Below are 15,658 nucleotides of genomic sequence, written 5' to 3'. Positions count from 1 at the left end.
GAAGAACCGCGGCCGGGCTCAGCGGACGACGAGGCTGCGGTCGCCTGCGGCGACCAGCTCTCCCACGATCGGCGCGCCCGGCACCTCGCCCGCGACCAGCAGCCCGCCGGACGTCTGCGCGTCGGCGAGCAGCAGCCGGGTCTCGTCGTCGGCGGAGCCGAAGTCGGTGTGCGGCGCGACCCAGTCGAGGTTGCGCCGGGTGCCTCCGCTGACGAAGCCGTCGCGCACCGCCTCCCGCGCACCGTCCAGGTACGGGACGGCCCCGGCGTCGATCACCGCCGAGACGCCCGAGGCGCGGGCCAGCTTGTGCAGGTGCCCCAGCAGGCCGAACCCCGTGACGTCGGTCGCGCAGGTGGCGCCGGCCTTCAGCGCCGCGTCTGCGGCGTCCCTGTTCAGCTCCGTCATGACGGCCACGGCCTGCTCGAACACCTCGCCGGTGGCCTTGTGGCGGTTGTTCAGCACGCCGAGCCCGAGGGGCTTGGTGAGCGACAGCGGCAGCCCCGCGCGCCCGCGGTCGTTGCGCAGCAGCCGCCCGGCCTCGGCGATGCCCGTGACCGCCATGCCGTACTTGGGTTCGAGGTCGTCCACGCTGTGGCCGCCGCCGAGGTGGCATCCGGCGAGGACGGCGACGTCCCGCCCGCCGCGCAGCACCTCGCGCGCCAGCTCGAACGGCAGCACCTCGCGCGGCCAGGCCAGCAGGTTCACCGCGACCAGCGGGCGGCCGCCCATCGCGTACACGTCCGACAGGGCGTTGGCGGCGGCGATCCGTCCCCAGTCGTACGGGTCGTCGACGACGGGCGTGAAGAAGTCCGCCGTCGCCACCACCACGGTGTCGCCGGAGATCCGGACGACGGCGGCGTCGTCCCCGGAGTCGAGCCCGACGAGCAGATCCCCGCTCGCGTCGCCGGCGGCGCCGAGGCCGGCCACCACCGCCTCCAGCTCCCCCGGCGGGATCTTGCAGGCGCAGCCGCCGCCGTGCGCGTACTGGGTGAGCCGCCGTCCGAACCGCATCGTCGCCGCCCATCATCTACAGGAAATATTCGATACAATGCTGTATAGGATACCCCACCAGGCCGTCGCCGCCGGGTCCTCGCACCGGCACGGTTCCCCGGACCGGCCGCTCGACTCGCCCCGTCCGGCGACAGTCGCGTCACGCCGCCGATCGCTCACGCCGCCCGGACGGTGCACGCCAGGCCCCCGGCGCTGACCAGAAGCGGACGTAACGGCACAGGACGGGCGGCAAACGGGGCCGCCGACGCGCGAGCCGCGAGCCCGCCGCGCCGGTCGCGATCGGGCCGCGCGCCTGCGGATGCCCGTGCCGCGAAGATCGGCGGCGCGGGCCCGGACCGCGCCGGCGACCGTCCGGACGGTGATTACGGCACCGCCATATAGGCCGACACATCATGATTTTTACCAAGATCGACATCGCTGACGTGTTATACAAAGGTGGAGCCGCGACACGGGGACGCGGACGGGGTGCGAAAACGTGGGTTGACGATGGCGGACGAGAAGCCCGGCCATGCCGGCGAGACGGTTCGCTTCGAGGTCCTGGGGCCGATGCGGATCGAGCGCGACGGGGGCGTGGTGGCGCCGCCCCGCTCGCCGATCCTGCGCGGGATCCTCGGCGCGCTGCTCGTCGCCGGGTCCCGGCCCCTCACCGCCGCCCGGCTCATCGACCTCGTCTGGGAGGACAAGGGCGAGCGGGTCGCGCCCGGCGCGGTGCAGGTGGCGGTGTCGCGATTACGCGGCTGGCTCCGCCGCACCGGCCCGGCCGGGGAGTCGTCGTGGACGCTGGCGCACGACGGCAACGGCTACCGGCTCACGGTCCCCGAGGGGACGGTGGACCTCGGCCGCTTCCGCGCCTCGGTGAAGCGGGCCGGCGCCGCCGGCGACGTCGCCGAACGGCTCCGCCTGCTCACCTCCGCCCTCGCACTGTGGCGCGGACCCGTGCTGGCGGACCTGGACGCGGTCGACCTCGCCGACCCACTGTTCCGCGCGGTCGACGACGAGGTGCAGACGATCGCGATGGCGCTGGCCGACGCGGCGCTGGCGGCCGGGCGGCCCACCGGGGTCATCGACCGGCTCTCGGCGCTCGCCGAGGCGTACCCGCTGCACGAGGGCATCGAGGGCAGGATGCTGGAGCTGCTCGCCCACGACGGCCGCGCCGCCGAGGCCCTCGCCCGCTACCGGATGTTCCACGAGCGCGTGGTGGAGGAGCTCGGCGTGGAGCCGGGCGAACGCGTCCACCGCGCCTACCTCGCGGCGCTGAGCCGCGACCACGAGCGGCCGCCCGTCCCGGACACCGCCGCCGACACCGGCGCCGCGACCGCCTCCGTGCCCGTGCCCGCGCAGCTCCCGCCGGACGTGTCCGACTTCGTCGGCAGGGCCGAGCAGGTCGCGACGCTGTCGCGGGCGCTGGCCCGCCGCCGGGCCCCGTCGCTGACCACCGTCTCCGGGATGGGCGGCGTGGGCAAGAGCGCGCTGGCCCTGCACGTCGCGCACCGGATGAAGGCCGAGTTCCCGGACGGGACCCTGTACGCCCGGCTGCGGACCGCCAACGGCGAGGGCGTCGGCGCCGCCCGGATCCTGGAGGGGTTCCTGCTGGCCCTCGGCGTCGCCGGACGGGACGTCCCGCGCTCGGCCGAGCACCGCGCCGCGCTGTGCCGGAGCCTGCTCGCGAACCGCCGGGTCCTGATCGTCCTCGACGACGCGCTCAGCGAGCGGGACGTGCGCCCGCTGCTGCCGAGCTCCCCCGGCTCGGCCGTCATCGTCACCAGCCGGGTGCCGCTCGCCAGCCTGGAGGGCGCCGTCTCCGTCGACCTGGACGTGCTCACGCCCGAGCAGGCGCTGGAGCTGCTCGGCGCGATCGTCGGGTCGGCGCGGGTCGCGGCCGAGCCGGAGGCGGCGGCGGAGATCGTCCGGCTCTGCGCGTACACGCCGCTGGCCGTCCGCATCGCGGGCGCCCGGCTGTCCGGCCGGCGGCACTGGCCGCTGACCCGGCTCGCCGCGTCGCTGCGGGACCGGCACCGGCGGCTGGACGAGCTGGCCGTCGGCGACCTCGCGGTGCGGGCCTGCTTCGAGCTCAGCTACGCGAGGCTCCCCGCCGCGACGCGCCGGCTGTTCCGCCACCTGGCGCTGCTGGAGGCGCCCGACGTCAACGACTGGGTCGCGGCGGCGCTGCTGGACGTCCCCCTGGACGTCGGCCGGCACCATCTGGAGGCGCTGGTGGACGCCCAGCTCCTCACCGTCGCGGGCTCCGGCCCCGGCGGGGCGATCCGCTACCGGTACCACGACCTCGTGCGGATCTACGCGCGGGAGCTCGCGGAGGAGCACGACCACGCCCTGACGCGCACCGCGGCCGTCCGGCGGGCGCTCGGCGCCTGGCTGGGCCTCGCGGAGCGCGCCGCGGAGCGGGTGCCCGGACACTGCTACGCGTTGATCCACGGGACGGCGCCGCGCTGGCCGCTGCCGGGCCCGGCGGCGGCCGAGCTGCTGGACGACCCGATGGCCTGGTTCCACGCCGAGCGCGACGCGCTGGCCGCCGGGGTGTTCCAGGCGTGCGCCCTCGGCCTGGACGAGTTCGCCTGGGACCTCGCGGCGTCCCAGGAGAAGTACCTCGACCTGCGAGGCATGGCGGCGGACTGGCGGCGGATGAACGAGCGGGCCCTCGACGCCTGCCGCCGGGCGGGCAACGTGCTCGGCGAAGCCGTCATGGTGCGCGGGCTGATGGAGGTGAAGACCTGGCTCTCCTCCGACCAGTCCGGCGAGGCGATGGTCAACCTGTTCAGGCGGTCGCAGGAGCTGGTGGGGCTGTTCGAGCGGGCCGGGGAGCCGCGCGGCGTCTCGGATGCGCTGGTGATGCGGAGCTGGGGCCTGCTCGCGATGGGCGAGGACGCCCGGGCGATGGAATCGGCGCGGGAGGCGCTGGACATCGCGAAGGAGAGCGACCACCCCGGCGGCGAGGCCCGCGCCCACCACATCATGGGGCTCGCGCACGGCGTGCGGAACGTCGACGCCGCCGCCGCCGAGCTGACCCGCTTCCTGGAGCTGGGCCGGCTGCTCGGCAACCCGCGGCTCGAGGCGACGGCGATGCAGTTCCTGGGCGTCGCGCGGTACCTCGGCGGCCGCGTCACGGAAGGGCACGACCTGCTCGTCCGGTCGCTGGAGATCTGCCACAGCCACCAGGACCGGTACTCCGAGGCGTTCTCGCTGCTCTATCTGGCCAAGCTCTACAGCGCGACGGGCGACGAGCGGGCCCGGCCCGCCGTGGAGGCGGTCATGTCCATCAGCCGCCGGTTCGACATGGTCCACCACCTCGCGGACGCGCTGACCGTGCTCGGGGAGCTGGAGCTCGCGTCCGGCCGTCCCGCGTCGGCGGTGGAGTGCCTGGAGGAGTCGGTGACCCTGTGGCGCAAGCGCGGCTGGCAGTCGTTCCTCGCGGGCGCGCTGCGGGCGCTGGGCCACGCGTGCCGGGCCGGCGGCGACGAGGACGCGGCGCGCAAGGCGTGGCGGGAGGCGCTCGGGCTGTTCGAGCGGCTGGACGACGCCGACGCGGTGGCCGAGGTCGGCGCGCTGCTGGACGACGGCTGACCGCCCCGGAGGCCCGTGTAAGCGATCTGTAAGCGGCCGGCGCGATACTGATCTCGTGTCCTCCGCCAACGACTCCACCGGACGGGTGCCCGCGCGTCACAGGCGCGGCGCCGACGGGTGCGGCGCGTTCGAGCGCCGCCCGGGGTCCGCGGTCCCGCCGCCGGAATCGAGCATTTCCGACTGATCAGCCGGCCCCGCCATCGCCGTCCGCTTGCCCGAATAATGCGGCCGGACGAGTTTAGCGACCCCGCTTGAATTTCGCATTTCATTTGCGACCTGCCGGGGCGCCACGTGCGCATCCTGAATGATGTGAACATTCTTCAAATTACTGCCGACAGTTCGGCGTCGCCGCGCCGCCGCGCCGTGTTCCAGCACGCTGCATTCGGGCTTTCAAGATTGGCGTCCGGCCGTTTCCGGCCACCTTCGCCTCCCGGTAGCGACCCCGAGAGCTGGGAACATGTGCGGAAATTGTAAACGCTCCACCACTTCCCGTGATCGGGATCATGCCACGCGGGCACGCATCGAGAATGGCCACTCACAGCGAGTCATTAATGGCTTCCGGCCGCCCGGAACGGTGGGGTGACCTGCTCCGTAAACGACCATTTCAAGACCATGAACAAAACCCCTAAGGGGGTCTAGGGGTGTTCCCAACATAGCGCCGCCAGAATATGCTGCGCGACGAACGACATGGAAACGCAAATACCGTAGCTTGCAAGGGGGAAGCGCAACGGTGTTGGTGGAGCGAGAAGAGACACTCACGCTGCTCGACGATCTGCTGACCGAGTCGGCACACGGAAAGGGGGTCGTGGCCGCGATCAGCGGGTCGATCGCGATGGGGAAGACATCCCTGCTCAACGCCATGATGGCGCGGGCGGAGCGGGACGGCGGGCTGGTCCTCGGGGCGGTCGGCTCGCGCGACGAGAACAGGAGGTCCTACGGCGTGCTGGGCCAGCTCCTGCACGCCGTCGAGCCGGACCGGCTCACCGGCGACCACCTGCCAGGGCTGCGCTCGGGGGCGGGGCCCGACCTGGATCCGGCGGACGTGCACGGCCGGCTGCTCGCCGTCGCGCGCGAGCTGCACGGGCTGATCATCGAGCTGGCCGCGGACCGGCGGCTGCTCATCGCCGTGGACGACATCCAGCACGCCGACATCGCCTCGCTCTGGTGCCTGCGGCATGTCGCCGAGCGCCTGACCTCGGCTCCGGTGACGCTGGCCTTCACGCGCGGGGCGCTCATCGACGAGCGGCCGCCGCCGATCCTGCACGACCTCCTCTACTGGCCGAGCGTGCGGCGGATCCACCTCGAACCGCTCTCGCCGGACGGGATCGCGGACCTGCCGTCGGCCCGGCCGTCGTGCGTCCACTCCGACCGGCTCATCGCCGAGATCCACTCGCTCAGCGCGGGCAACCCGCTGCTGGCGCGGGCGCTCATCGAAGAGCACAGGTTCTGCGCCGACTACGCGGAGCCGGGCGCCCGGCCGCGCGCGGCCGGCGCCGCGCCGGGCGAGCTGCCCACCGGGCACACCTTCCACCAGGCGGTCCTCGCCTGCATGCACCGGCTGGGCTCGGGGGCCGTCCGGCTGGCCCGCAGCATCGCGCTGCTGGACGGATCGGCCAGCACCCTGCTGCTGAGCCGGCTGAGCGGCATCGACGCCGAGCTCGTCGAGCGGTTCGTCCGGGCGCTGACGACGATCGGCGTGCTGCACCGGACGAGGTTCCGGCACCGGGCCATCCAGCAGTCGATCCTCCAGGAGATCCCGCTCGGCGAGGGCGCCGCGCTGCGGCACTGGACGGCCCGGCTCCTGCACGAGGACGGGGCCCCTCCGCACACGGTCGCCCCGCTCCTGCTGGACGCGGGCCCGCTGCGGGAGGACTGGGTGCCCGCGGTCCTGCGCGGCGGCGCGCGGCAGGCCCTCACCGACAACGACGTCGCCCGGGCGCTGCGGTACCTGGAGCTGGCCGGCGAGTGCTGCGCGGACGAGGCCCGGCGGATGTCCGTCCGGGCGGAGTTCGCCGGCGTCCAGTGGCAGCTCAGGCCCGCCACGTCCGACCAGCATTTCCTCGCCCTCAAGGGCCCGATCCTCGACGGGACGCTGACCGGCGCCGACGCCCTCCAGGCGGTCCGGGGCATGCTGTTCGGCCTCGACGTCGACGACGCGCTGGAGGCCATCGACCACCTCAACGTCCAGGACGGGGAGGACGCCGTGCTGGAGGCCGAGCTGCGCGGCACCCGGCTGTTCCTCGCCACCGAGTTCCCCGGCGCGCTGGACCGGACGGCCCGGCCGCTCCCGGCCGCCGCCGTCTCGGTGACGGCGCCGGCGGAGGTGCGCGCCGCGCACGCCCTGGCGCTGGTGCTGGAGCGGGGCGCCGACGAGTACGCGGTGGCGCTCGCCGAGCAGGTGCTGCAGAGCGGCCGGATACGGCCGTCCTGGGTCGTCAAGGCGTTCCCTTCGGCGCTGATGGCGCTGGTGTACGCCGACCGGCTGGAGGCGGCCTCGGACTGGTGCGAGCGCCTGATGGCGGAGGTCGAGGAGCACGACGTGCCCGCCTGGCGCGCGGCCGCCGAGGCGCTCACCGCGGTGGTGGCGCTCCGCCGGGGACGGCTCACCGACGCGGTCGAGCACGGCGAGGCGGCGTTCGCGGCCCTGGTCGAGCACAAGTGGAACATCGCCGGGGCGATGGCCCTCGCCACGCTGATCGAGGCGCACACCGCGCAGGGCGACCACCAGGCGGCGGCGCGTTACGCGGCGCTGGAGGCGCCGCCGGCGCTGTTCCTCAGCCGTGCCGGGCTGCACTACCTGTACGCGCGCGGCCGCCACCATCTGGCGACGGCCAACAACTACATGGCCCTGTCGGACTTCCTGGAGTGCGGCAAGCTCATGCGGCACTGGGACATCGACACGCCCGCGCTCGCGCCGTGGCGGCTCGGCGCCGCCGAGGCGTGGCTGGAGCTGGGCGACCGGCCGCAGGCGGCACAGCTCATCGACGAGCAGCTCACGCGGACGGACCCGGCCCTCGCCCGCTCACGCGGGATGGTGCTGCGCGGCCTGGCGGCGGTGCGGGCGCCCGCGAAGCGGCCCACCATCCTGCAGGACGCGCTGCAGCTGCTGGAGAGCAACGGCTCCTGGTACGAGGCGGCCTGCGTCCTGGCCGACCTGAGCGACGCCTACCAGTCGCTCGGGGAGAAGGCCAAGGCCAGGACGATCGCGCGCCGGGCCTGGCGGATCGCCAAGAGCTGCCACGCTGAGGCGATGTGCCAGACGCTGCTGCCGACCTACTCCCCCGGCGCCGCGGGCACGGGCGAGCCGGGCGGCGGCGCCGACACCGACTACACGACGTTCGCGCGGCTGAGCGACTCCGAGCGCCGCGTCGCGGTGCTGGCGGCGCAGGGCTACACCAACCGCGAGATCGCTGACAAGCTCTTCATCACCGTCAGCACGGTGGAGCAGCACCTGACGCGGGTCTACCGCAAGATGGACATCAGGAACCGGGAGCAGCTGCTGACCAGGATCCATCTCGACAGCAGTTCCAAGGCCGTGTCCTGATCCGTTCGTTCGTCTCTCTTTCGAGCCGTCCGCCTCCAGGGTGAACGGGCCTCCCGGCCCGCGTCTCCCTGGGGGCGGTCGGTTTTCCGGGACGATCACGAGTCCCCGCGGCGGCGATGGCGGCTGATGTCGATGACCTCGGCGCCGAGCACGCGCTGCAGGAAGCCGGTCACGCTGGTGACCACGTCCGCGAGGTTGTCCTCCAGGAACAGCGCGCCGCCCGGAAGCATCTTGATCTGGAATTCCCGTTCGGTGTGCTCCCGCCACACGAGGACGTCGCTCACGTCCGCCCGCGCGTCGTCCTCGCCGCCCAGCGCCAAGATCGGGACCTGGACCCGGACCCGCTCGTCGCAGCCGCAGCCCGCGTCCGCGCCGGGGGCGCCCGGGACGACGTCCGCGCCGCCTCCCAGGCGGCACGGCGCGGGGCAGCCGGAGGCGACCAGCGCCATCGGGTCGATGCCGCGCTCCCGCTCCAGCCTGACCGCCATCTCGAAGCCCAGCACGGCGCCGGCGCCGTGCCCGAAGAGCAGGACGGGACGGTCGGTCCGGCCGCGGACCTCGTCCACGAGACGGACGGCGCGCTCCCGCAGGCACTCGCGCACCGGCACCCAGGGACAGACCCACCGGTCCGGGTACTGGACGGCGAGGACCTCGATCGACGGCGCCAGCGCCTCGGCGAACGCGCCGAAGAACCCGGCCGGACGGTCCACGTCCGGCAGGCACACCATGAGCGCTCTGCTCCGGGTGCTCGGGCGGAACCGCAGGAGGGTCGGCTCCGCGGGCGTGTTCCCGGACATGGGGAGAATCCTCACGTGTGACGGTCCGTGCGATGGGCGGTCAGCCGGAGGTCCAGGCGCGCGGCGAACGGTACGGGCGCGGCGACCAGCGCGGCGCGGGCCGCGCCCGCGTCGCTCCGGCGCCGTCGGCGGCGGTGCGTCCCCTGCCCGCCACGGCCAGCAGCGCCACGACGACCGCCGCGATCTCCTCGTCGCCGGGTTCCCCGCGCACCACGCGCAGGACCGGGTTCCTCTCCGTCTCCATGCCGGGCCGTCACATCGGGAGGTTGCCGTGCTTGCGGGACGGCAGCCGCGCCTCCTTGCCGCGCAGCATCACCAGCGCGTCGATGAGGACGGCACGCGTGTCGGCGGGGTCGATCACGTCGTCGACCAGGCCCCGCTCGGCGGCGTAGTACGGGTGCATGAGCTCCTGCCTGTACTCCTTGATGCGCTGCGCCCTGGCCTCGTCGGGGTCGGGCGCGGCGGCGATCTCCCGCCGGAACACGACGTTCGCGGCGCCCTCGGCGCCCATGACCGCGATCTCGTTGGTCGGCCACGCGAACGACAGGTCGGCGCCTATCGACCGGGAGTCCATCACGATGTACGCCCCGCCATAGGCTTTGCGGAGAATCACCTGAACGCGCGGAACGGTCGCGTTGCAGTACGCGTACAACAGTTTCGCGCCGTGTCTGATAATGCCGCCGTGTTCCTGGTCCTTGCCCGGGAGGAAGCCCGGAACATCGACCAGCGTGACCAACGGAATGTTGAAGGCATCGCACGTCTGGACGAATCTCGCCGCCTTTTCCGAGGCGTGGATGTCCAATACTCCGGCCATCGCGGACGGCTGGTTGGCGACGATCCCGGTGAGCTGGCCGCCGAGCCGGGCCAGGGCGCAGACGACGTTGGCGGCCCACCGGGAATGCAGCTCGAAGAACTCGCCGCCGTCGACGAGCTCCTCGATCACCGCGCGCATGTCGTAGGACCGTTTCGGGTCCGGCGGGACGAGGTCGAGCAGGGCCTCGGTCCGGCGGTCCGGCGGGTCGTCCGCCGGTCCCGGGGGCGGCAGCTCGCGGTTGTTGGACGGCAGCAGCGACAGCAGGTACCTGACCTCCTCCAGGCACTCCTCCTCGTCGTCGCAGACGATCGTCGCGGCGCCCGACACCGACCCGTGGACGTCGGCGCCGCCGAGCCCGTCATGGGAGACCGCCTCGCCGGTCACCGCCTTCACCACGTCCGGTCCGGTGATGTACATCTGCGAGGTGTCGCGGACCATGAACACGAAGTCGGTGAGCGCCGGCGCGTAGGTCGCCCCGCCGGCGCACGGCCCGAGGATCACGCTGATCTGCGGGATCACGCCCGACGACCGGACGATCCGGCGGAAGATCCCGCCGTATCCGGCGAGCGCCGTGACGCCCTCCTGGATGCGGGCGCCCGCGCCGTCGTTCAGGCCGACCAGCGGCGCGCCGGCCGACTCGGCCAGGTCCATCACCTTGTGGATCTTCTCCGCGTGCGCCTCGCCGAGCGATCCGCCGAAGATCCGGAAGTCGTGCGCGTAGGCGAACACGGTGCGGCCCATGACCTTCCCCCACCCGGTCACCACGCCGTCGGTCGGGGGGCGCCGGGCCTCCAGCCCGAACCCGCTGGAGCGGTGCCTGCGCAGCTGCTCGATCTCGCGGAACGTGCCGGGGTCGAAGAGCCTCTCCAGGCGCTCGCGGACGGTCAGCTTCCCGCGGGCGTGCTGCCGCTCGGTCGACTCGGGCGAGGGACCCTGCTCGGCGACGTCCTTGACGCCGTGCAACTCGGCGACGCTCGACCGCATATCGAGAGGCCGTTCCGCCGCCGCGGCCCCGGCGATGTCCGGGGCGCCGTTCACGCCCACCGAATCCGCGTCCGCAACTATGGTCATACAACCTCTCCTCGACGGTCACTTTGGCCGGGGAACTTCGGGCCAAGGCGTATCCAGCCGATTCCAAGGTCACCCGGCGGCGCCCGCGAATTCAACCCCGTGGATTCTCTTAGGGGAGCTTAGGGGTTGGGCGGAATACGGCACGGCGGCATGATGATCCGATGCCACCCTCCTTTCATTCGCGGGTGAAGAACGGGAGAAGATGACGACGATGGCGCATTCGAGCACGGTCGGCGACACGTGGGTCCGGCGGTTCCACGAGGACCCCGGCGCGGCGGCGCGGCTGGTGTGCTTCCCGCACGCCGGCGGCGCGGCGAGCTTCTTCTTCCCCGTCTCGGCGGCGCTGCGGCCGCGGACGGAGGTGCTGGCCGTCCAGTACCCGGGCCGCCAGGACCGGCGCGCCGAGGCCCCGATCACCGACATCGGGACGCTCGCGGACCTGGTCTTCGACGCGCTGCGTCCCCGGCTCGACGACCGTCCCGTCCTGTTCTTCGGCCACAGCATGGGCGCGATCGTGGCGTTCGAGGTGGCGCGGCGGATGGAGCGGGAGGACGGCCGCTCGCCGGCGGCGCTGGTCGCCTCCGGGCGGCGCGCACCGTCCCGGCGACGCGAGGAGAGCGTCCACCTGCGCGACGACGACGGCCTGATCGCGGAACTGAGGCGGCTGAACGGCACCGGCGGCGCGCTGCTGGAGGACGAGGAGCTGATCCGCATGTTCCTGCCGGCCGTCCGCGGCGACTACGAGGCGATCGAGACCTATGTCTGCCCGCCGGGCCCGCCGCTCAACTGCCCCGTCACCGTGTTCGTCGGCGACGACGACCCGCACGTGACGCTGGACGAGGCGCGGGCGTGGCGCGAGCACACGACCGGCCCGTTCGGCATGCAGGTCTTCGAGGGCGGCCACTTCTACCTGACCGCGCGTCCTCAGGAGACGCTCGCACGGCTCTCCGACGTCCTGTCGGCGCACACCTGACGCGAGCGCACCCCTACCGCTGGCACGTTCCCGGACGCCGGCGCATTCCAGGTCACAGCCAGGTCCGTTCATAGTGAGGGAGGCGCGCGGCGCCATGACGAGTCATTCCGGCCGTGCCCCGTCCACCGTTACCGCGGCGGAGCACGAGGCGATCGCGATCATCGGCATGGCGTGCCGGCTCCCCGGGGCGCCCGATCCGGGGGCGTACTGGCGGCTGCTCCGCGCGGGCGCCGACGCCGTCGCCGAGGTTCCGGCGGACCGCTGGGACGCGGCCCCCGAGGAGCGCAAACGGCCCGGCGTCCGGTACGGCGGGTTCCTCGACGACGTGGCGGGGTTCGACGCCGGCTTCTTCGGGATCTCGCCGCGTGAGGCCGCCGCGACGGACCCGCAGCAGCGGCTGACGCTGGAGCTCGCCTGGGAGGCGCTGGAGGACGCGGGCATCGTCCCCGCGGCGCTCGCCGGCAGCGGGACCGGCGTGTTCGTCGGCGCGATGTCGAACGACTTCGCGGCGCTCGTCCAGGACCCGGAGTCGGTGACCGCGCACACCCTCACCGGCACGCAGCGCGGCATCATCGCCAACCGCGTCTCGTACACGCTCGGCCTGCGCGGACCCAGCCTCACGGTGGACTCCGCGCAGGCGTCGGCGCTGGTGGCGGTGCATCTGGCGGCCGAGAGCCTGCGGAGCGGCGAGTCGGAGCTCGCGCTCGCCGGCGGCGTCAACCTGAACCTGGTGCCCGGCGGCGCGGTGACGGTGGCCGAGTTCGGCGGGCTGTCGCCGGACGGCCGGTGCTTCACCTTCGACGCCCGCGCCAACGGGTACGTCCGCGGTGAGGGCGGCGGCGTGGTCGTCCTCAAACCGCTGGCCCGTGCCGTGGCGGACGGCGACGACGTCCACGGCGTGATCCTCGGCAGCGCGGTGAACAACGACGGCGCGACCGAGGGGCTGACCGTGCCCAGCGCGGAGGCCCAGGCCCGCGCGATCCGGCTGGCGTGCCGCCGCGCCGGCGTCGGCCCGGCCGCGCTCCAGTACGTCGAGCTGCACGGCACCGGCACCCCGGTCGGCGATCCGCTGGAGGCGGCCGGGCTCGGGAGCGCGCTCGGCGACGCCGCGGGCCGCCCGGCCGTCGCCGTCGGCTCGGCCAAGACGAACGTGGGCCACCTGGAGGCGGCCTCGGGCATCGCCGGGCTGATCAAGGCGGTGCTGAGCATCCGGCACCGGGAGATCCCCGCCAGCCTCAACTTCGCGACGCCGAACCCGCGCATCGACCTGGACGCGCTCGGGCTGCGGGTGCAGCGCGAGACCGGGCCGTGGCCGCGTCCGGACGAGCCGCTGCTGGCCGGGGTCAGCTCGTTCGGCATGGGCGGCACCAACTGCCATGTCGTGCTCGGCGACCCGCCGCCGTCCCCGCCCCGCTCAGGGACCGGGCCCGGCGGGACCGGCGCCGTCGTCGCGTGGCCGGTGTCCGGGCGGACCGAGGCCGCGCTGCGCGCCCAGGCGGGGCGGCTCAGGGCGCATCTCGACGGGCCCGCCGACGCCGACGACCTGGATGACGTCGGCTGGACGCTGGCCGCCGCCCGCACCCACTTCGAGCATCGTGCCGTCGCGCTCGGCGCCGGCCGCGATGACCTGCTGGCCGCGCTGGACGCGATCGCGACGGGAGCCGACTCCGCCGATGTGGTGCGCGGCGCGGCCGTCGACGGCGGCAAGGTCGCGCTGCTCTTCCCCGGCGTCGAGGACGGGGCCTTGCTGGACGGGACGGCGCGTGACCTGCTCGCATCGTCGGAGGTGTTCCTGGAGCAGATCGAGGCGTGCGCCGCCGCGCTGGACGTCCACACGGGCTGGTCGCTGCTGGACGTGCTGAACGGTGTCGCTGGAGCGCCGTCGCCCGACGACGACGCCGTCGCCGAGCCGGTCCTGTTCGCCGTCACGGTCGCACTGGCCCGGGTGCTGGAGTCGCTGGGCGTGCGGGCGGACGCCGTCCTCGGCCACGGCCGGGGCCGGATCGCCGCCGGGTGCCTCGCGGGCACGCTGACCCTGGACGACGCCGCCCGGCTCGTGGCGGCGGGCGGCGACGCGCCGTCCGGGCCCGTCCCGTTCGAGGCGGCGGTGCGGGACCTGGCCCGCGACGGTCACCGGACGTTCGTCGAGGTGAGCCCGCGGCCCGTCCTGGACGCGATCGTCCGGGAGGCCCTCGACGGCGTCACGGACGAGCACGACTCCCTCGTGGTGGGTTCGCTGCGCCACGGCGAAGAGTCGTGGCGCGCGCTGCTGGAGACGGTGGCCGCGCTGCATGTCCGCGGGGTCCCGGTGACCTGGCCCGCGGCGTCCGAGGGACGGCGGGCCCGCCGTGTCGCGCTGCCCACGTACGCCTTCCAGCGCGAACGGCACTGGCCCGGCGAGCGCGCGGACGCCGTTGATGGCTCCGGAGTTGCGTGGACGCCGCGGACGCCGGACCCGTCCGGCGCGGAGGAGCGGCAGGCGATGCTCGACCTCGTCCGGACGCACGCGGCCGACGTCCTCGGCCACGCCGCCGCCGGTGCGGTGGGTGCCGGGCACACCTTCAAGGACCTCGGCGTGGACTCCGCGCTCGCCGTCGAGCTCGGGGAGCGCCTGGCCGAGGTCACCGGGCTGCCGCTGCCGGCCACGGCCGTCTACGACCATCCCACCCCGGCGAAGCTGGCCGAGTACCTCCGTGACCGGCTCGGTGCGGACGCGGGCCCGGTCGCGGCGCCGGCCGCCATGAGCGCCGACGAGCCGATCGCCATCGTCGGGATGGGCTGCCGCTATCCCGGCGGCGTCACCAGCCCGGACGAGCTGTGGCGCCTGGTCGCCGACGGCGTGGACGCGATCACCGATTTCCCGGACGACCGCGGCTGGGACATCGAGGACCTGTACGCGCCCGAGCCCGGCGTGCCTGGGAAGAGCTATGTCCGGCGCGGCGGCTTCCTCGACGGCGCCGACCGGTTCGACGCGGCGTTCTTCGGCATCGGCCCCCGGGAGGCGACGGCGATGGACCCGCAGCAGCGGGTGCTGCTGGAGGTCGCCTGGGAGACGCTGGAGCGGGCGGGCATCGACCCGCTGACGCTGAACGGGACCCGGACCGGCGTGTTCGTCGGGGCGATGTCCCAGGAGTACGGGCCGCGCCTGCACGAGCCGTCCGAGGGCGGCGGCTACCTGCTCACCGGGAACACGGCGAGCGTCGCGTCCGGGCGCATCGCGTTCGTGCTCGGGCTGGAGGGCCCGGCGCTGACCGTGGACACGGCGTGCTCGTCCTCGCTCGTCGCGATCCACCAGGCCGCCCAGGCGGTCCGCAACGGCGACTGCTCGCTGGCGCTGGCGGGCGGCGTCACGGTGATGGCGACTCCGGGCATGTTCGTGGAGTTCAGCCGCCAGCGCGGTCTGGCTCCGGACGGGCGCTGCAAGCCGTTCTCGGCTCGTGCCGACGGCACCGCGTGGAGTGAGGGTGCCGGGTTGCTGCTGCTGGAGCGGCTATCGGACGCCGAGCGCAACGGTCACCCCGTGCTGGCCGTCATCCGGGGCAGCGCGGTCAATCAGGACGGTGCCTCCAACGGACTCACCGCACCCAACGGGCCCGCCCAGCAACGCGTCATCCACCAAGCCCTCACCAACGCCCACCTCACCCCCCACGACATCGACGCCATCGAAGCCCACGGCACCGGCACCACCCTCGGCGACCCCATCGAAGCCCACGCCCTCCTCAACACCTACGGCAAACACCGCCCCCCAAACCGCCCCCTCTACCTCGGCTCCCTCAAATCCAACATCGGCCACACCCAAGCCGCCGCCGGCGTCGGCGGCATCATCAAAATGATCCAAGCCATGCACCACGCCCACCTCCCACCAACCC

General features: G+C 73.8%; 8 protein-coding genes. 4 read left to right on the top strand and 4 right to left on the bottom strand.

Annotated features, from left to right (window positions below):
- Window positions 1–18 precede the first annotated feature (18 nt).
- Entirely contained in the window at window positions 19–1,011 is a 993-nt protein-coding gene (selD, locus tag E1287_RS16135) for a selenide, water dikinase SelD (protein WP_131965764.1), read from the bottom strand.
- A 486-nt stretch (window positions 1,012–1,497) separates the two neighbouring features.
- Here selD and E1287_RS16130 point away from each other — a divergent pair, with 486 nt between their 5' ends.
- Both E1287_RS16130 and E1287_RS16125 read left to right on the top strand, forming a co-directional pair.
- The gene (locus E1287_RS16130; protein WP_131965763.1) at window positions 1,498–4,590 is read left to right on the top strand and encodes a BTAD domain-containing putative transcriptional regulator; all 3,093 of its coding nucleotides are present in this window, start codon (window positions 1,498–1,500) and stop codon (window positions 4,588–4,590) included.
- A gap of 736 nt (window positions 4,591–5,326) precedes the next feature.
- A complete protein-coding gene (locus E1287_RS16125) occupies window positions 5,327–8,134 on the top strand; it encodes a LuxR family transcriptional regulator (RefSeq protein WP_207934246.1) in 2,808 nt (935 codons plus the stop codon).
- Between the two features lie 95 nt (window positions 8,135–8,229).
- Here the strand turns inward: E1287_RS16125 and E1287_RS16120 are convergent, their stop codons facing one another.
- From E1287_RS16120 to E1287_RS16110, 3 genes are read right to left on the bottom strand one after another with little or no spacing between them, the layout of a single operon-like run.
- On the bottom strand, window positions 8,230–8,931 hold the full coding sequence (locus E1287_RS16120; protein WP_131965762.1) for a thioesterase domain-containing protein: 702 nt from the start codon (window positions 8,929–8,931) through the stop codon (window positions 8,230–8,232).
- A gap of 40 nt (window positions 8,932–8,971) precedes the next feature.
- On the bottom strand, window positions 8,972–9,175 hold the full coding sequence (locus tag E1287_RS16115) for an acyl-CoA carboxylase epsilon subunit (protein WP_131965761.1): 204 nt from the start codon (window positions 9,173–9,175) through the stop codon (window positions 8,972–8,974).
- 9 nt (window positions 9,176–9,184) lie between these two features.
- Window positions 9,185–10,729, bottom strand: a complete 1,545-nt coding sequence (locus tag E1287_RS16110) for an acyl-CoA carboxylase subunit beta (protein WP_243719070.1) — start codon at window positions 10,727–10,729, stop codon at window positions 9,185–9,187.
- Window positions 10,730–11,027: 298 nt separating this feature from the next.
- On the opposite strand from E1287_RS16110, the gene E1287_RS16105 reads away from it, so the two are divergent.
- Window positions 11,028–11,789, top strand: a complete 762-nt coding sequence (locus E1287_RS16105; protein ID WP_131965759.1) for a thioesterase II family protein — start codon at window positions 11,028–11,030, stop codon at window positions 11,787–11,789.
- A gap of 94 nt (window positions 11,790–11,883) precedes the next feature.
- Window positions 11,884–15,658: type I polyketide synthase (locus E1287_RS45650; protein ID WP_131965758.1), on the top strand; the 3,775-nt coding region annotated here is incomplete at its 3' end.

Source organism: Actinomadura sp. KC06, assembly GCF_004348735.1.
Classification (GTDB): Bacteria; Actinomycetota; Actinomycetes; order Streptosporangiales; family Streptosporangiaceae; genus Spirillospora.
Note: the sequence above shows the minus strand (reverse complement) of the source record. Positions and strands in the feature narration are given on the sequence as shown.